The organism is Rheinheimera sp. SA_1 (assembly GCF_001669775.1).
Lineage (GTDB): Bacteria > Pseudomonadota > Gammaproteobacteria > Enterobacterales > Alteromonadaceae > Pararheinheimera.
In genome coordinates, this window is the sequence record NZ_LXWK01000018.1 from 176415 (window position 1) to 194538 (window position 18124).

Below are 18124 nucleotides of genomic sequence, written 5' to 3' on the forward strand. Positions count from 1 at the left end.
ACAACGCGCGTAGCAATTCGTCAGCGGTGTAATTCGGGTAATTTGGTTCCATAGTCGACGACTTCAATTCCTTTTAATGACAAATGGCCAGTTACCAGCCCGCTTGCCCCAACACCACGCCAATAAAAATCACCAGCCCGACATAATGATTATTTAAAAAAGCTTTAAAGCAGCCATCGCGACCTTGTCTGGCAAGGCGATGCTGGTAAATAAACAGCACCAGCGCTACCACTAACGACAGATAAAACGCCTGACTCAGCCCGGCCAAGGCGCCCGCCCATTCTAATAAAGCCAGCATGCCTAACTGCAAAATAGCGATAATAAACAGCGCATAACGCCCGAACAGCCGGGCGGTGGATTTGACACCAATTTTTTCATCATCGTCTTTGTCGACCATGGCGTAAAAGGTGTCGTAAGCGACGGTCCAGAGCAAATTAGCGCCATAAATCAGCCACACTAACAACGGCAACTGGCCCTGGATCGCCATAAAACTCATCACCATACCCCAGCTAAAAGCCGCGCCAAGCACCACTTGTGGCAGATGGGTGTAACGTTTCATAAAGGGGTAACTGGCCGCCAGCAGCACTGCGACCAACGCCAATACCGCCGATTGCCAGTTCAGAAACAGTAATAACAGCGCCGACAGCGTCAGCAATAGCGCAAATAACTGCAAGGCTTCAGTGCCGCTGACAGCGCCAGTGGCCAGTGGCCGTTGTTTGGTGCGCTCGACAGCACCGTCAAAATTACGATCGGCATAATCGTTAATCACACAACCGGCGGCGCGCATCAGCACCACGCCCAGCGTGAAAATCAGCAACATGTCGAGGGCGGGTAAACCGTCACTCGCCAGCCACAATGCCCAATACGTTGGCCATAACAACAAATAGGTGCCAATGGGTTTATCCAGCCGCATCAGCTGCCGGTAATCACGCCATTTTGAAGTCTGAAGTTGCCAGTTCATTGCTTAAATAATCCTGCTAAAAACACTTCCTGCACCAATAATTCATGTTGCTGCAAAGCAAAAAACGACCGGCGTCCCCAGACTTCCGGCTGCTCGCCAAGCGCTGGTAACTGCAAACCTGCGGCAAAACAGGCCACTTCAATCTCACCACGCACCAAATCTGCTTGCTGGAAAATATAATGGCCCAGTGGCTGTTCGCCGAGATCGGCCAGTGGTGTTAAAGCCTGTAAGGTGTGATCCGGCAGGAAACTCTGACCAAATACACAAGGCTGTTCGCCTAAATACAAAATCACCTGCCGCTGCATGCCGATGGTTGTCTGCCAGCGTTTAGCCAAAGCTTTCGGTAATGCAATTGTCTGCTCACTTAAAAGCTGCAACCGAAATCCCGGTTGAAAGGCTTTTAGCTTTTGCGTCAGTGAACCCGGACATAACAACCAGGGTGCTAAAGCCACAGGCAACTCCAGCGCAGACGCCTGTTCCGGCATCTGTGTCTCTGGCAATTGCACTGGTGGCAACTGCCAGCCAGCATAGGAAAAAATTTCATCACACTTCATAAAAAACATCTAATGGTTAGCGCGAAAACTGGCGGCATCATAACAACTCCATCAGCATTTTTCAGCAGATCTGCCGTTTCAGGCCGTGACAAATCCCCAGCGCTTCATTAACCTCAAAAATCAGCACAAGCACAAAGCTCGGAGTACCGCATGCAACAGGCAGATATTGTAATTATTGGTGCAGGCCATGCCGGTTATCAACTGGTGAAGGAAATCCGTAAACTCAACACCGAGCTGCACATTTTGCTGCTCTGTGCCGATAGCGGCGACTATTATTCCAAACCGCTGCTCTCCAATGGCTTTAGTAAAGGCAAAACGGCCGAGGCTTTGGTGCAAAAAACTGCCGCTGAGATGGCCGTCGAATATCAGATCGAAATTCAAAGTAACTGCGAAGTGCACGAAATTGCTGCCACCCAACAATTGCTGCACAGTAGCCACGGCGACATCGGCTATCAGCAGCTGGTGCTGGCGACCGGTGCCAGCGCTTTAACGCCGCCTCTGCCCGCTGCGGCCTTAGAGATCAGCCAACCAATCAATGATTTAGCCGACTATCGGCAATTTTTAGCGCGCTGCGCCGGGAAACAACAGGTTTGTATTTTAGGCGCCGGACTGGTCGGCATTGAATATGCAAACGATTTGGCGAGCGCAGGTTATCAGGTGTCGGTGATTGCACTGGAACAGCAACCGCTGGCACAACTGATGCCCGCTGCACTTGGCGATAAGCTGGCGCAGGCGCTGATGCAATTGGGGGTAACGTTTTATTGGGGTAGCCCGATTGCGGCAGCAAAAACCAACGGCGCCTCTTGTGAACTAACCCTCAGCGATGGCCGTACATTGAGCACACAACTGATTTTGTCAGCAATCGGTTTACGACCAAATATTGATCTGGCAAAAAAAGCTGAGTTGACCTGTGGCAAAGGCATTCAGGTTGACCAATATTTACGCAGTAGCAATGCCAATATTTATGCCATTGGTGACTGCGCCGAAATTTGCAGCCATGTGCTGATGTATATCACACCGATTAATTTGTCGGCCAAGGCATTGGCGGCAACTTTGGTTGGTCAACCAACACCGTTGCTGTTGCCAGCGATGCCGGTGCTGGTGAAAAGTCCGGCGTTACCGGTCGTAAGTTGTCAGAATAGGCAGCCGGATCAAAGCGATTGGCAGATCAGTGGTGAGGGCAACGACTTACAAGCTTTGTGGTTCGACACCCAGCAACAATTACAAGCTTTTGCGTTAACAGGAAAAATGGTTGGGCAAAGGATGCGTTTAATCAAACAAATGGCTAATTTACTGTCTGCTGTAGGATAGCCAGCGCCGAGTGACTCAGGTACACTTGTTAACATAATCAATCGACTTAAAATCAGTGTGGTTTAGATGAAAAACTTATATGCGCTGATCCTGATCAGCAGTGTTGTGTGCTCTGCGGCCATGGCACAGGAAACTCCGGCGGCCGCACCCGCTAAAGCAAAAGTGGTTTATTACGGTTTTGACCCGGATATCGTGACGAACTACGTTACTGCCGGGCAGAAAAACCTGGGCTATGTGCGGGTCACTATGGAGCTGATGATTAAAGACGAAAAGTTCCTGCCGATGATTGAACACCACGAGCCGATGATCCTGAATGCGATTGTTGGGGTCTTTGGCAAAGAACAAGAAGACGCAGTGAAATCACTGACCGGCCGTGAAGAAATCCGGTTGAAAATTCTGAATAATCTGAATGAATTACTGACGAAAGAAATTGGTGCTGCCGCAGTGCAGGATGTGTTATTCACCAAATATTTGTATCAATAGCAGTAGCTGTTACCTAAGTGGTGGATGACGCTTCGCTTATCCACCCTGCGGCATTTTTAATCAATAAAACAATAGGTTACACAAGTTTTTGTAGGGCGGATAAGCGCAGCGCCATCCGACTCATCGAAGCATCGAAGCATCGAAGCATCGAAGCATCGAAGCATAAAGTAACGTGGTTTATTTATTTCCGCATATATTCAATCATCCACCGCCACAACAATTAAACCGACTGCGCGGACGCAGCAGGACGCTTCTGTAACAACGCCAGGCCAATACCGGTCAGCAAACCCGCTAAATGCGCCCAGTTCGCCGTGTTCACCCACAACAAATCTGCAAAACCTAACACCAGAAACAATAACGCCACGCCAATATCAGCATGATTTAACCGCAAGTGTGGGCTCTGAAAACGCCAGCCATAACACCAGGCAAAACCCATCACCGCATAAGCGACACCGGACAATCCGCCAAACTGATCGTTGTGCAGCAGAAATTGTGCAGTATTGCTAATAACTGCAGCCGCCAATGACAGCACCAACAACACCCGGGTTCCCAAATGAATTTCAATCCGGCCGGCAAACAACCACCAGGCCAGTAAATTAAACATCAGATGGGCAACACCAAAATGCAGCAGTGCCGGGGTTAGCCAGCGCCAGCTCAGCCAGTCGTCTTGAAATTGCCAGGGATTAAAAAACTTCAGTTGGTTGTAAACAACACCCGGCCAGATTTGCTGCGCGACAAACACCAGCACACAAAGCAGCGCCACCGTTTGTGTCCAGACGCCAGCCATACTGCGCATTCGCTGCCATACAGGCGCTAAGCCGAGACTGGCCGTGCTTGCAGCTGGTTGATTGTGTGCCCATGCGGCGCTGCTGTATTTCGGGTCATTCGGTTGTTCAATAAACGCCGACAACTCCAGTTGCACCAGTGCCGCTACGGCCTCTTCGGCGTACAACTCAGCCCGGTCTGCCGCCAGCACCACCACACTCACCGGCCACTGACAACTCAGACAATAAGCCGCGAAAGTCTGGGCTGCACCGGCTGAATTCAATTCAGCCAACTTCAGCATCACCGGTTATTCCGCGCTGCTGACATGTGGGAATTTGTGCCGCCAGCCTTCAAAACCGCCGTCCATGCTATACACATCTTCAAAACCCTGCTGCACCAAATATTGCGCAGCACCCTGGCTGGAATTGCCGTGGTAACACACCACCACTACCGGCTGCTCAAAATCGTGTTGCTGGGTAAATTGCAGCAAAGTACCGTTGGTCAGATGAAAAGCACCGTCGATATGCGCATCGCTGAAATTTTGTTCATCACGAATATCAACAATCACAATTTCGCCTTGCTGCAGTCTGGTAAAAGTATCGCTGACTGATATATGTTTAAACTCTTTCATTTGATGAGAAATCCTTAGTGCTGTCTGCCGCATGGTACCGCAGCACCAGCAAAATTGCAGCTGTCTGTTTTTTAAAACCGACCAACGACCAGCGCTTTACTTGCTATTAATTTAATGTTAACAATGCTAAATTATTTATCGCTTGTTTTTGCATCAACTTGTAGGAGACACCATGAGCAGCCTGATTACTTTAGTCGTCATCGGCCTATTACTGCTGTACGTTATCAGTATTTTCAATCAGTTAGTCAAACTCAAAAACCGTTTTCAAAATGCTTTTGCTCAAATTGAAGTGCAACTGAAACGCCGGTACGACCTGATCCCGAATCTGGTTGAAACGGCCAAGGGTTATATGGCGCACGAGCGCGATACCTTAGAAGCGGTGATCCAGGCGCGTAATGCGGCTGCCGCGGAATTAAAAGTGGCGTCCAGCAATCCGGGCGATGCCGGTGCCATTGGGCAGTTGGCCGGCGCAGAATCAGCGTTGCAAGGCGCGATGAGCCGTTTCAGTATGGTGATGGAAGCCTATCCGGATTTAAAAGCCAACGAGAATATGCTGCAGTTATCAGAAGAGCTGACCAGCACCGAAAACAAAGTTTCTTTTGCCCGTCAGGCGTTTAACGACGCAGTCACCGAATACAACAGCTATCGCCAAAGTTTCCCGCCGGTATTTTTTGCTGGTTTTTTCGGTCATACCCAAGATGCAAAATTGCTGGAATTCGCCGACAGCGCCGCTATTCAGGCTGCGCCTAAAGTGAGCTTTTAATCGCCGTGGCGGTGGATTTTTTTAAAGCGCAAGACGAAGCGCGTCGCAACACCAAGCTGCTGGTCCTGTTATTCGGACTGGCGGTTTTTTGTCTGCTAGTGCTCACAAATTTGCTGCTGTTAATTACCTTAGGGTTTCTCAGCACTGAGCAAAGCCAGTTGCTGTTTTCACCCTCAGCACCCAATTGGTGGTCGGCTTTGCCCTGGCCAATCATGGGCTCGACCAGCCTGGGCATCTTGCTGCTGATTGGCATTGTGGTTGCGCTTAAACGTGCCGAGCTGCGTCAGGGCGGCCAGGTCGTCGCCAAAGCGCTCGGCGGCACCCGACTTGATCATCAGATCGCTGACCCTAAACAACGGATGTTATTAAACGTGGTTGAGGAAATGGCCATTGCCGCGGGTGTGCCGGTACCCCCGGTCTATTTAATGCCTGAAGCGGGGATCAATGCCTTTGCTGCGGGTTATGCCCCGGCCGATGCCGTTATTGGCATCACCGAAGGCTGTTTGCAGCAACTGAACCGCGATCAGCTGCAAGGGGTAATTGCGCATGAATTCAGCCATATTCTAAACGGCGATATGCGGATGAACATCCGGCTGATAGCCCTGCTGCAAGGCATTTTGTTTATTGGTCATGCTGGATATTATTTGCTGCGTAGCGGCGGTCGCACGGCTGCGGCGATCAGTATTGGCAGTTCCCGCTCGAAAAACAGTAACGGCGGTGGCATTTTTGCGCTGGCGCTGGGTTTAATGGTGCTCGGTTATCTCGGTTCTTTTTTTGGAAATTTAATCAAAGCCGCCGTCAGCCGGCAACGTGAGTTTCTGGCCGATGCCAGCGCGGTGCAATTCACCCGCAATCCACAGGGTATCGCTGGCGCGCTCAAAGCCATCGGCGCTGTGGGCAGTCGCGGCAGCAGAGTCAAACACCCTAATGCAGACGAAATGAGCCATCTGTTTTTTGGCGAAGCCATCTCGCGCTGGACCAGCCTGTTTGCCACCCATCCGCCACTGGCAGAACGCATTAAACGGATTGACCCAGCCTGGCTGGGTCAATTCCCGCAGGCAGCCGAGCCGGAAGCTGCCAACTTCACTGACAACTCTAACAAAAACGGCGACACCAGCAACACCGATGCAGCTACGGCCAGCGGCAACAACCCGGTACAGCAGATGCTGGCAGCGATCCCGGCATTATTGCTTCACAGCAGCCGCCACGCACCTACGGCGCCAGCGCTGGTGTGTGCTTGTCTAATCCAGCCGGAGCATCTGGCCCGTCAAATGCATTTTGTGAAAGAACTCGGCAGTGCGACGCTACTGGCTGATGTTGACCGTTTGTATGATCAGGTGTCGCAGTTAACCCCTCGGCAAAAGCTACAGTTGTTGCAGTTGGTGATCCCAGCGTTAAAACAGCAAACCGCCCAACAGTTTTTGTACTTGCAACAGCTGGTGGAAGCGCTGGTGAACTGCGATGGTCAGCAGGATTTACTGGAGTGGAGCCTGATGTGCTGGCTGGAGCATTGTGTCAGCACACAATTTGACACGGATCAGATTTATCGTGGCGACCGGGCCAGTCGTTTGTCTCAGGTCGAAGCTGCCGCTTTAGCGCTGCTAAGTGTCTGTACCCGACTTGTTGCTGAACCTGATGCTCAACAACAAGCCTGGCAAGCGGGTCTGTCGGCACTTGGGTTACCGGCAAATACAATGGAACCTGCCGCCGATCTGGTGCATTTAAAAATGCTGTTGCCTCAACTCATTCAGACGGCACCCATGCTGAAAAAACAGTTGTGGCAGATGGTGCAGGCCGCCATCTTGGCCGATGAAAAAGTCAGTCAGGACGAGGGGTTATTGGCTGATGCCCTGGCTTTATTGCTGGAAGTGCCAAAACCAGACTTGCTCCGTTAATTCGCCACCGAAGCACCAAAGCCCGGTCACTGAAACCTGCCATGGTTGATTATTAGGCGGTGTTCGGTAATTTGTGCTTTAGCTCTGCCTCTGGCTTAGGTAGAATATGCGCCCTTTAGGATGTGGACCAAGCCCAATGTCAGACCAACGCCTGTTTTTAGTGTACGACGCTGCCTTTGACGATATGGATGCAGAAGGCTGTCCGGCGTTCGGTTATGTACTTTTGTTTAATGAACAGGATGTCGCAGACTATCAGTCTGGCGAAAATCCACCTTTCCCAGCTGTTTCTTTGTTATTTACTGATCATGCTGATGGCACCATCAGCGGCGATTTATTGGGCTGGGCGCAACTTGACCATGAAGTCTTTCAAACCTTCCCACTGGGTTATTTCTTTATGTTGATGGAACAAGCCGCGCAGGTTGCTATCAATGCTTACCGTCAGGTCGGTCAGGTTCCGGATCAACTAGTTGCCTTAAACTTACCGCACGATGATCTGATCCAGTTTGATGTGCAATTTGGCGAATTAAAACTATCCGACAGCGACGCTGAATTGCAGCTGGCACAACAAATGATGGTTGGCCGCCCTTACCTGGATTCTTAGCACGTCCTTTAATCCAACGCTTCTTCCAACTCTGAGCTCACTCGCCGCAGCCACTTGCTGTGGTTGCCAGCAGCCCGAATCCAGGCATCCAAAGCCTTAGCTACTGCGTATAGCGCGTTACGCTCAGTTCAGAATTCATTCAGATGACCCACCACAAACTGCTGTTGCCGGCGAAAATCTGTGCCCATTGTGGCCGTCCTTTTAACTGGCGCAAAAAATGGAAGCTAAATTGGCCGCAGGTTCGTTATTGCTCAGATCGTTGCCGAGCACAGAGATAACACTTTTGAGTTGCGCCACTGCACAAAAAAGCTTCTAATGTTAAAAAACACTACCGGAAGCAAAATTAATGAAAACGAAAATTCTGTTTAGTCTTTCTTTGCTCACTTGCTCGTTGTTTAGTCAGGCCTACGATTTAACCCAACTGCAGCAGCACCTTGATCGTCAACAATTCCGAAAACTCCACCAAGCAGTTGAAAAGCTGCCAGAAACCCCGGCGCAGGCTGAGTTGCGGGTGTTGCAGGCCAAAGCGATGCTGTCGTTAAAAGATGACGAAGCATTGGAAGCATTAATGCCGACTTTGCTGAAAGACTTCCCAAACCACGCCGAACTGATTTATCTGGCAAGTGCCAATCAGTTTAATCTGGCGCAATCCGGCAGTATGTTTTCAGCACCAGGTCGTGCCAAAAAGGGCCTGGCTTACCTGCAACAAGCGGTGAAACTTGAGCCTGCCAATATGACCTATCAACGAGCGCTGATTGGGTTTTACCTACAAGCTCCGGGCATTGCCGGTGGCGATGAAGACGAAGCCCAAAAATTGGCTGATGCGCTGTTGAAGCAGGATCTGATCCAGGGCACGTTGGCCCAGGCCGACATTCTGCAAAAAAATGAAAAAGCCAATGAAGCCCTGGCGTTGATTGAAACGCAGTTAGCAACACATCCGGAAAATACGGATTTACTCGAAGCAAAAGCTGCATTTCTGGCCCGGGAGAAAAAAGCCGCCGAAGCTTTTACTTTGTATCAGAAAGCTTTAACGCTATATCCAACCGAGCTGGAAAAATATGGCAGTTTGTATCAGCTGGGCCGGTTGGCCGCTGTTGAAGGCCAGGACGCAGCAACTGGCACCCAGGCTCTGCAACAATATCTGGCATTTTATCAGGACAGCGATAACCCGATGTACCCTTGGGCGATGCTGCGTTTAGCCCAAATTCAGTTACGCCTGAATGACAAAGCCGCCGCCACTGCCACCATCGAGCCGTTGCTGGCACAAGAACAGACTCAGGAACGGCTGCAAAAAGAACTGAAATCCTTTCAAAAGCAGCTAAAGTCTGGCAAAAGCTAACAAATCCTCCGTCAAGCCATCTGCTCTCTGTTCAGGCAGTTCGAATGCGAATTGCCTGAATGTTTTCCTCACAACCGCATCCAGCACTGGTCAAAACTGACACCATAGATTTATACCCAAGCAACCTGAAGAGGCGTTTTCAGGGCTGCGTAAGCGACATATTGCTGCACGATACCGCAGCCTCCTCCGGACGAGGCTAAAAAATCTTGTTGCCGCGTTAGCCCTTGTCGCTTTGGAACAACCAAAGCTTCCAAGCGCTGCCTTGCCTCAAGACTTTTTATCTCCCGCTGAAATTCGCATCTCCAAGTTGTTTGGGTATACTACAACTTTTCAGCCGCAGGCCGGAGTAAGCCGTATGGTCAAACCTATAGATATGTCGATGGTCGAAAACGCACTGGCTGGTTTTACCATTCCGCCGCAACCAGAAGTGCTGATTCGGATCAAACAGGAAATTGAACTGGAAGATCCGGATATCAACACCATCGCCGCTTTGATCAATATGGATGTAGGGATTGCCGGATTTACCCTGAAAGTGGTGAATTCAGCCTATTTCGGCTTACGTCGTAAAATCAGTTCGATTGAACATGCCTGTAAATTCCTCGGTTTAAACCGGGTCATTAAGCTGGTCAGCAGCGTAGTACTGCGCTTCACCCTTAGTGATGGGCGCAGCGACCCCTTCACCCTGAAACTATGGAACAGCGCGATGAATGTCGGCAGCGCCGCCATGCTGATAGCGCAGCAGCTGCGTCTGGGCAGTGACTGCGCCGACGATTGCTACACCCTTGGCTTGTTTCACAACGCCGGCATGAGTTTGATCCATGCCCAGTTCCCCGATTACGCCAAAGTATTGAAAGTGGGTCTAAGCCAACAACTGCCGTTTGTCAGCATCGAACAACGTTATTTCCACACCAGTCACGACACTTTGGGTTACCTGATCGCACAGTCCTGGGGCCTGGCACCGGAAATCGCCCAGGTGATTGCCTGCCATCACAATCCAGAACAAGTATTGTTGTCTACTGATTTATACGAAAAACGCTTGTTTGCCATTTTAAAACTGGCTGAACATTTAACCGGCGAAGAAGCGGCCTTATTTGATGTGACGCTGGAACTGGAATGGCAGCAGTATGGTGAAGCACTGCTGGATATCCTGGAACTGGACGAAATGCAGCTGCCGGATTTAGGTGATTATCTGCTGCAAAATGGCGTAGAAAACCATTTTCACCGCTGATATTTTACCGACCGGGCCACATCGTTACGGCATGCGCCGCCAGGTTTCGCGTTCGACCAGTTTGCCATCAGCAAAACGTTCGTTGTGCCATAAATCGCCATCGAGCCGGAACACAAAACGGTAGGTTTCGCCGATCATCGGTGCATATGAAGCATATTGTGGCGTTTCGCTGTAATTCTGACCTTCTAATTTAATGCCCCCGGCAGCTGCGGCGTAGAATTTACCGTCTTTGTGGCTGATAAAACTAAAGTGGTTACCACTGATAATTTTCACACCTTGCATCTTTGTTTTGGCGTAATCGATCTGCTGACCTTGTTCATTCACTTCGCCTGATAATAACTGCCAGCTGCCTTCCAGCGGGTGGGCTTGCAACGGCAGGCTAAACAGGGCAACGATGAACAACATGCCCACCGCAAATAATGTCTTAAGTCCTTTCATGGTTTGATCCTTGTTGATATTTAATAATCGGCAGCTTTGAACCGACATCAGTTCAATCCGGCGCTGCCGCAAAAAAGTGCAATCCAGCAGCGTTTCGCACCGGTTCAGGGCAGGAAGACGAATTTGAATACGTATTCATCTTGTTGTTACCGGCAATTCAAGTTATCAAAGCAGGCACAACAAGTAAAACGGCATTTTAAGACCGTTACGCCGGCCCATCAGCGCTGTCCACACTATAAAATTTAAAGCAAAATTTACAGCGAAAATCATCATCGGTCATACCGAAAAACCAGGCACCAAGCGATTAATCGCATCTGCTATGCTAGGTTCTGTTGACCTTGAGAACAAAAAAATGTCTGCCAACCGCAGCAGACTCTATTCAGGACGGGGAAGAATAATGCAGCAAGCCAAGCCCAATCTTAGCTTTTGGCAAATTTGGAACATGTGTTTTGGTTTTTTAGGCATTCAGTTTGGTTTTGCTCTGCAAAATGGCAACGTCAGCCGGATTTTCCAGACCCTTGGCGCCAGTATCGACGAAATTCCAATTTTATGGATTGCCGGTCCGCTGACCGGTTTACTGGTACAGCCGATCATCGGTTATTTCAGCGACCGCACCTGGAATAAATTGGGACGGCGTCGTCCTTATTTCTTTTATGGTGCAGTGCTGACCACAGTCGCGCTATTTTTTATGCCCAACTCGCCCACTTTGTGGATGGCAGCTGGCATGCTGTGGATTTTAGATGCATCGATTAACATCACCATGGAGCCGTTCCGGGCTTTTGTTGGCGACAATCTGAATAAACAGCAGCGTCCGCTGGGTTTTTCGATGCAAAGCTTTTTTATCGGCGTTGGGGCTGTGGTCGCATCTGCCCTTCCGTATATTCTTTCTAACTGGTTTGATGTGGCCAACACCGCTCCAGCTGGTGAAATCCCGGACTCCGTTAAATATTCGTTTTATGCCGGTGGTGTAGTGCTGTTTATTGCCGTGCTGTGGACGGTGATGAAATCGACTGAATATAGCCCGGAGCAACTGGAAGCTTTTGGCGATGAAATTGAATCCTCAGCGCCGCAAATCCACAACGACCGTCGTTATTGGCTGCCGGGGGCAATTTTTACCGCGCTGGGTCTGGCGGGCGTTGTGCTGGTATATGCCAAATCGCTGGATCAACAGTTGTATGTGCTGGGTGGATGTTTATTGGCCTTCGGTTTATTGCAATGGCTGGTGAGCGTTCTTAAAAACGGCGACAAAAAAGATGCAGGCCAACAAGGCATGCTGGTGCAAATCGTCGATGATTTATTCACCATGCCCACCACCATGCGTCACCTCGCCGTGGTGCAGTTTTTCTCCTGGTTTGCACTGTTTTCGATGTGGATTTACACCACGGCTGCCGTCACTTCGGTGCACTACGGCAGCTCAGATCCAACCTCAAGCGCCTATAACGATGGTGCCGATTGGGTTGGTTTATTGTTTGCGATTTACAACGGTTTTGCTGCTATTGCCGCGATCATTATTCCGTGGGTGGTGCGCAAAACTTCGTTGCAAATCAGTCACAGCATCAACTTAATCTGCGGTGCTTTAGGTTTGATGGCGTTTTTATGGATCAAAGATCCGGCCTTGTTATGGATCCCGATGATTGGTATTGGCATCGCCTGGGCCTCTATTTTGTCGCTGCCATACGCCTTGCTGGCCGATTCATTACCCAGCCAGAAAATGGGTGTTTATATGGGCATGTTCAATTTCTTTATCGTATTGCCGCAGCTATTAGCCGCTTCGATCCTCGGCACCATGCTGAACCTGTTCTTTAACGGCGAAGCGATTTATGCGTTGGCTACAGGCGCAGTCAGCTGGGTGATCGCGGCCGTTTACGTGCTGACGATTAAAAATCGCAACGTCAGCCACTGATGTTTAACAGGAATAACTGATGAAATTTGCTTTAAGTTCAACATCTTCACTTCGGGCTGGCCTGCCGTTTTTTCGGACGAGCCTGCTGACTTCGGCGTTGTTACTGGCCGCTTGCCAGCCCGCAACCGACGACAGTGCCGCCAACAATCAGGCGACAGCACCAGGCGCGCCGGGTCAAGTGTCGACCTGGGCTTATGCTGGAAAAACCGGTATTGGTACGTCGTTCGAGCAGTATCTGGACGGTCAGTATCAGGATAAAGCGTCCACCGGTGCTGTATCAAAAGTCTGGTTTTCGCTGGCCAATGGCATCGTGACAGAAACAATGCACGGCCTTATTCATCAGGCGCAACTACGTGAATTGCAGTTTGTAGTCAAAGGCGCAGATTTTGTCGACGAAGAAAAAACTGCCACGGTTTCCAGCATCGATTATCTGCATAAAGACGCTGCCGGTCGGCCATTATCGCTGGCGTACAAAGTGTTGAACAAGGCCAAAAATGGTCAGTATGAAATTGAAAAGCATATTTTCACCGATCCGGACAGTCAGACATTGGTGGTTAAAAGCTGGTTCCGGCCTTTGGTCGATGGCTTAGAGCTTTATGTCTATCTGGATCCGGCGCTGGCCAATACCGGCAGCAATGACAGCGCCAGCGTTAAAGACGGTATTATCCATGCTACCGAAGCCAACAGCAGTCTGTCGTTCCTTTCGAGCCCAGCTTTTGTTAACACCCAGGTTGGTTTTGTTGGTGTATCCGACGGTTTAACCGATCTGAAAAACCGCCAGCCGTTCGTAGGTTATCAATCGACCGGCAGCACCGCCGGTAACGTTGCCGCTTTAGCTCAATTGCCAAGCGTCGCCAAAGGCGCCAGCGGCGAAGTTAGTCTGTTACTTGGTTTTGGCAGCACTACAGAACAAAGCACCGCCGCCGCCCAAGGCACGCTCGCCAAAGGTCTGGACAAAGTATTGGCACAGTTTAACGGTGAAGGTGACGCCATCGGTTGGCAGGATTATCTGCAAAGCTTACCGGAACTGGAAAAGCTTAGCGCGATGGCGATGGATCAAGGCAAACTGCTGTTCGCAAGTGCTCTGGTGTTAAAAGCGCAGGAAGATAAAACCCATGCCGGCGCTTTAATTGCTTCGTTATCAAACCCTTGGGGTGATGTGAAATCGGCCGAGCAAAGTCAGACTGGTTATAAAGCAGTCTGGCCACGCGATTTTTATCAGGTGGCAATGGCGCTGCTGGCCTTGGGCGACAAACAAAGCCCTAAAGTTGCGTTTGAGTATTTGCACCAGGTGCAGGTGAATGAAAAAACCCCCGGTTATCAGGGCGCACCAGGTTGGTTCCTGCAGAAAACTCATGTTGATGGCACTTTAGAATGGGTCGGCATTCAGCTTGATCAAACCGCGATGCCCATTATGCTCGGCTGGCGGTTATGGCAAGACGGCATTTTATCTGATGCTGAAATCAGCAACTGGTATAGCCGGATGCTGAAACCCGCGGCCGACTACCTGGCCAAAGGTGGTAAAGCTAAACTCGATTGGAATGACATCGATTTAACACCACCTTTCACCCAACAAGAGCGCTGGGAAGAACAAGGCGGTTATTCGCCATCGACCATCGCCGCCATTATCAGCGGTCTGGTTAGCGCGGCCGATATTGCAACTCTTGCTGGTGATACCAACAGCGCCACGCTCTATCTGACCAAAGCCGATGCTTATCAGCAAGCGCTGGAAAGTCTGACCTTTACCACCAGCGGCAATCTGAACAAAGCGCCGAGTGATGGTCAGTATTATCTGCGCATTAACAGCAATCAGGACACCAACGATAAAAGTGCGCTGGAGAATCGTAATGGTCAGGGCGAAATCAACGAAAGTGATGTAGTCGACGGTGGTTTTCTGGAGTTAGTCCGTTATGGCGTACGCCCGGCCAATCATCCGGCGGTATTAGCAAGCTTAGGTGAATTGGACGATCAAACGCTGCCAGATGGGCAGCGGGTAAAATATGAATTCAGCTTCGACGGCATTGCCGGTACCCTGCCAGGCTGGCGTCGTTATGGATTAGATGGCTATGGCGAAGATATCGCGACCGGTCAGGGTTACGCCAAAGGCCCGGATGACAGCAATCTGCCAACACAACGCGGCCGGGTCTGGCCAATTTTCTCCGGTGAACGCGGCCATTATGAGTTGGCGCGGTTGTTAGCCAGCAAAACCAGCTTAAGCCCGGAAGATATTCAGCCACTGCAACGCAATTATGTGCAGGCGATGGAGCAATTTGCCAACGCCGGCTTGATGCTGCCGGAGCAAGTGTGGGACAACGTTGGCAAGAATGACGTATATCAATATACCCAGGGCGAAGGCACCAATGGCGCAACGCCGCTGGCCTGGAGCCACGCCGAATACATCAAATTGCTGCGTTCGGTGTCGGATCAAAAAGTTTGGGATCGTTACAGCCCGGTAGAATTAAGGTATAGCACCAAGCCAGTACAGCACTAGTACAAGGTATTAACCAGCTCTCCCGCTCCCGGTGTGTTGACGCGATGCAACCATCGGGAGTTTTTTTATTGCTTAAAATCAGATATTTGCGTAGGGCGTACTCACCGCGCCAGCGGTAGTACGCCGTATGGTGACACGTAATTTAGCAGCTCAATGGCGGACTACCTCCGGCGAGTCCGCCCTACTTTTTACTGCTTGCGCATACACACTATCACCAGCGATGCTGACGCCATAACTGCTGCTGCGCCGGGGTTAAGAATGTCCAGGCGATAAACCGGCTTTGTTTATTACCTTGCGCCATTTCCACCACTTGCTGCCCGGTTACACCAAGTTTTTTAAGCATCGCCTGCAATGGTGCAATATGTTCTTTTTTCGATACCAGGCTACTAAACCAATACACCTGATGACCCACAGCAACACTTTGTTGCATCATCCGCTGGATAAACTTCAGCTCGCCGCCGTCGCACCACAGCTCATGTGAAAGACCGGCAAAATTAAGCTCTGCCGCCTCGCTGGCAAGGCCAAGATTATCTCTTTTACGCGCACTACCGGCAGCAGCTTCTTCAGCAGAGCTGTGAAATGGCGGATTACACAAGGTGACATCGATGTATTCGCCAGCCTGCAGCAGATGATCGAAAATATGCTGGCTGCTGGCCTGCTGACGCAGTTCAATTCGATCAGTAAGCAGATGCTGCGCCAGTATTTCTGCACCGTGCTGCAGCGCGCCCTGGTCAATATCCGAAGCCAGCACCTGCCAGCCAAAATGCCGCGCTGCCAAAAGCGAATAAATTAAATTGGCGCCACACCCCACATCCAATAACTTCAGCTGGCTTTTTTTAGGCGTTTTGCCCTGATGACTGCTTTTAAGTAAATCAGCCAGATACAACAGATAATCCAGTCGTCCCGGTACCGGTGGGCACAAATAACCTTCCGGCAAATCCCACAACGGCAACTGATAGTGATGCGCCAGTAGCGCCTGATTCAGTGTTTTCACTGCGATAGGATCAGCAAAATCAATACTTTGGTCGCCGCGTGGCGTAGTGACTAACAGCGCAGCCAATGCTGGATAACTTAATGCCAGCGCGGCCATATCATAACCTGCCTGATGCGGATTGGCCGGATGTAAGCTGTTTTTGCTGGAAGTGGCTTGATCAGCCGTCGCTTTCGCACTCGACGCAGCGCGCTGGCTGCGTCCTTTGGATGTCTTCATCAATGATCGGCCTGGTTAGAACGAAGGGGTTGGCAACACGGCACCACAGGAACGGCGCACGATGATTTTCGGTTCAATTTCAGTTTGAGCAATACCTTCCCGATTAATCAGCCGTAATAAATTCACCACCAGCATTTCACCGGCAAGGGTGGTATTTTGCTGAATAGTGGTGAGTGCAGGCGACGAAAATGAAGCGACCGGAATATCATCAAAACCAACAACAGCCACATCAGAAGGCACATGAAAACCTTGCTGTTGCAGTGCGCGCATCACACCAATGGCGATTAAATCACTGGCGGCAAATATAGCATCTGGCTTATAACCGCTAGCCAGCAACTGCAAAGTTGCATCAAAACCGGCTTGTTCAGTAGAAATGGCCTCGAGCTGCGGCACTTGCGCCGGCTTGATGCCTTTGATCGACAATGCTTGCACAAACCCCTGATAACGTTCAAAAAATTCAGGGCTATGCTCGGAAGCATTGCCAATAAAAGCAAAACGGCTGCGGCCAAGGCTCAGCAGATGTTCACCTGCCAGACGGCCACCTTGCTGGTTATTACTGCGAATGGTGAATTCCGGATGACCTTCGACCCGCGCGCCCCAACAAACAAAATGAGTTTCCTGCGCCAGTAACTGATTGAGTTTTTCTTCGTAATCAACGTAATCGCCATAGCCCAACAAAATAATACCATCGGCTTTTTTACTGTCTTCGTAATCGGCGTGCCAGTCGTTGCTCAGCTGCTGAAACGAAATCAATAAATCGTGGCCTCTTTTGGTACAAGCGCGGGTGATACTGCCAAGCATCGCCAGAAAAAAAGGATTGATTTGTGATTCATCAACGGTCGGATCTTCAAACAACAATAAGGCCAAAGTCCCACTGCGTTGTTTACGCAAATTACTGGCGTTTTTATCGACTTTGTAATTGAGCTGTTTGGCAATCGCAAAAATGCGATCTTTGGTTTCCTGATTAACGGCCGGGCTGTCACGCAAGGCGCGTGAGACAGTGGATTGCGACACACCGGCCTGGTAAGCAATGTCAAATGAAGTAGCTTTACCTTTCATCGAACCCCCTGCGACAAGCACAGGTTACAGAGTTGGATCCAGACGTAGTTTATAGCTGATACCACACTTACCTCAGACGTAGCCGAAACTCGGGCTGCACCGGCAAAGTTGCCAATACTTTTAGAGTGCTAAGGTGCCATATTCCAGCCTAAAAAGGCAAGGTGAAAGCGCAGCTCCCGCTAAATTAGCGGGCAGGCGGATTCAGATTAAAACGTTTTATCTGACTGGTCTGAACCTGCGCTGTGAGTGTGACGGTACTCCGTCCAGAATCAACAGCCGCTAAAGAATGCTGTGTACTGCTCATCGGTACGCAAGAACCGAGCAGATGCAGTACCAGAAAAGCCAGTAGCTGATTACGGATCACCACCATGGGGCGTGGTTGAAATTGTGGCATTGTGCGCTCCTGCTTTTGCTCCAAAAATCGAGCGTTTGAATCATTCAAGGCCGGCAAAGTCTGTCCCCACTTTTCCAACTTCAGCGGGTGCGAATACA

18 protein-coding genes are annotated in these 18124 nt (G+C 50.2%); 10 read left to right on the forward strand and 8 right to left on the reverse strand.

What is annotated here, in order from left to right; all coding sequences use genetic code 11:
• Positions 1-91: 91 nt before the first annotated feature.
• Positions 92-961, reverse strand: a complete 870-nt coding sequence (ubiA, locus tag A5320_RS18485) for a 4-hydroxybenzoate octaprenyltransferase (protein WP_068068568.1) — start codon at positions 959-961, stop codon at positions 92-94.
• The gene (locus tag A5320_RS18490; protein WP_197490182.1) at positions 958-1515 is read right to left on the reverse strand and encodes a chorismate--pyruvate lyase family protein; all 558 of its coding nucleotides are present in this window, start codon (positions 1513-1515) and stop codon (positions 958-960) included. The genes ubiA and A5320_RS18490 overlap by 4 nt, the downstream gene beginning before the upstream one ends.
• Before the next feature lie 150 nt (positions 1516-1665).
• Between A5320_RS18490 and A5320_RS18495 the strand changes: the two genes are divergently transcribed.
• Together A5320_RS18495 and A5320_RS18500 are read left to right on the forward strand one after the other, a co-directional pair.
• Positions 1666-2826, forward strand: a complete 1161-nt coding sequence (locus A5320_RS18495; RefSeq protein ID WP_068068571.1) for an FAD-dependent oxidoreductase — start codon at positions 1666-1668, stop codon at positions 2824-2826.
• Positions 2827-2892: 66 nt separating this feature from the next.
• Positions 2893-3309, forward strand: a complete 417-nt coding sequence (locus tag A5320_RS18500) for a flagellar basal body-associated FliL family protein (RefSeq protein WP_068068576.1) — start codon at positions 2893-2895, stop codon at positions 3307-3309.
• A 220-nt stretch (positions 3310-3529) separates the two neighbouring features.
• Here A5320_RS18500 and A5320_RS18505 read toward each other — a convergent pair whose 3' ends face one another.
• Both A5320_RS18505 and glpE read right to left on the reverse strand, forming a co-directional pair.
• Entirely contained in the window at positions 3530-4375 is an 846-nt protein-coding gene (locus tag A5320_RS18505; RefSeq protein ID WP_068068579.1) for a rhomboid family intramembrane serine protease, read from the reverse strand.
• A gap of 6 nt (positions 4376-4381) precedes the next feature.
• Positions 4382-4705, reverse strand: a complete 324-nt coding sequence (gene glpE / locus A5320_RS18510) for a thiosulfate sulfurtransferase GlpE (protein WP_068068582.1) — start codon at positions 4703-4705, stop codon at positions 4382-4384.
• A 172-nt stretch (positions 4706-4877) separates the two neighbouring features.
• Here glpE and A5320_RS18515 point away from each other — a divergent pair, with 172 nt between their 5' ends.
• From A5320_RS18515 to A5320_RS18535, 6 genes are all read left to right on the forward strand, one after another.
• Entirely contained in the window at positions 4878-5468 is a 591-nt protein-coding gene (locus A5320_RS18515; protein ID WP_068068585.1) for a LemA family protein, read from the forward strand.
• A gap of 11 nt (positions 5469-5479) precedes the next feature.
• Positions 5480-7363: a M48 family metallopeptidase gene (locus A5320_RS18520; protein WP_231916781.1), complete on the forward strand. Its 1884-nt coding sequence runs from the start codon at positions 5480-5482 to the stop codon at positions 7361-7363.
• A 136-nt stretch (positions 7364-7499) separates the two neighbouring features.
• Positions 7500-7964: a hypothetical protein gene (locus A5320_RS18525; RefSeq protein ID WP_068068589.1), complete on the forward strand. Its 465-nt coding sequence runs from the start codon at positions 7500-7502 to the stop codon at positions 7962-7964.
• Between the two features lie 143 nt (positions 7965-8107).
• Entirely contained in the window at positions 8108-8242 is a 135-nt protein-coding gene (locus tag A5320_RS21790; RefSeq protein ID WP_082971893.1) for a DUF2256 domain-containing protein, read from the forward strand.
• A gap of 68 nt (positions 8243-8310) precedes the next feature.
• Entirely contained in the window at positions 8311-9303 is a 993-nt protein-coding gene (locus A5320_RS18530; protein ID WP_068068597.1) for a hypothetical protein, read from the forward strand.
• Between the two features lie 355 nt (positions 9304-9658).
• Entirely contained in the window at positions 9659-10531 is an 873-nt protein-coding gene (locus A5320_RS18535) for an HDOD domain-containing protein (protein ID WP_068068599.1), read from the forward strand.
• A 24-nt stretch (positions 10532-10555) separates the two neighbouring features.
• Here the strand turns inward: A5320_RS18535 and A5320_RS18540 are convergent, their stop codons facing one another.
• Positions 10556-10969, reverse strand: a complete 414-nt coding sequence (locus A5320_RS18540) for a hypothetical protein (protein WP_157606056.1) — start codon at positions 10967-10969, stop codon at positions 10556-10558.
• Positions 10970-11366: 397 nt separating this feature from the next.
• Between A5320_RS18540 and A5320_RS18545 the strand changes: the two genes are divergently transcribed.
• Both A5320_RS18545 and A5320_RS18550 read left to right on the forward strand, forming a co-directional pair.
• Complete coding sequence (locus tag A5320_RS18545) at positions 11367-12872, forward strand: MFS transporter (protein ID WP_068068604.1); 1506 nt, start codon at positions 11367-11369, stop codon at positions 12870-12872.
• 19 nt (positions 12873-12891) lie between these two features.
• Positions 12892-15363, forward strand: a complete 2472-nt coding sequence (locus tag A5320_RS18550) for a glucan 1,4-alpha-glucosidase (RefSeq protein ID WP_068068607.1) — start codon at positions 12892-12894, stop codon at positions 15361-15363.
• A gap of 211 nt (positions 15364-15574) precedes the next feature.
• Here A5320_RS18550 and rlmF read toward each other — a convergent pair whose 3' ends face one another.
• From rlmF to A5320_RS22030, 3 genes are all read right to left on the reverse strand, one after another.
• Positions 15575-16573, reverse strand: a complete 999-nt coding sequence (gene rlmF / locus A5320_RS18555; protein WP_068068610.1) for a 23S rRNA (adenine(1618)-N(6))-methyltransferase RlmF — start codon at positions 16571-16573, stop codon at positions 15575-15577.
• Positions 16574-16588: 15 nt separating this feature from the next.
• Positions 16589-17632, reverse strand: a complete 1044-nt coding sequence (locus A5320_RS18560; protein WP_068068613.1) for a LacI family DNA-binding transcriptional regulator — start codon at positions 17630-17632, stop codon at positions 16589-16591.
• A 184-nt stretch (positions 17633-17816) separates the two neighbouring features.
• On the reverse strand, positions 17817-18026 hold the full coding sequence (locus tag A5320_RS22030; protein ID WP_157606059.1) for a hypothetical protein: 210 nt from the start codon (positions 18024-18026) through the stop codon (positions 17817-17819).
• Between the last annotated feature and the right edge of the window lie 98 nt (positions 18027-18124).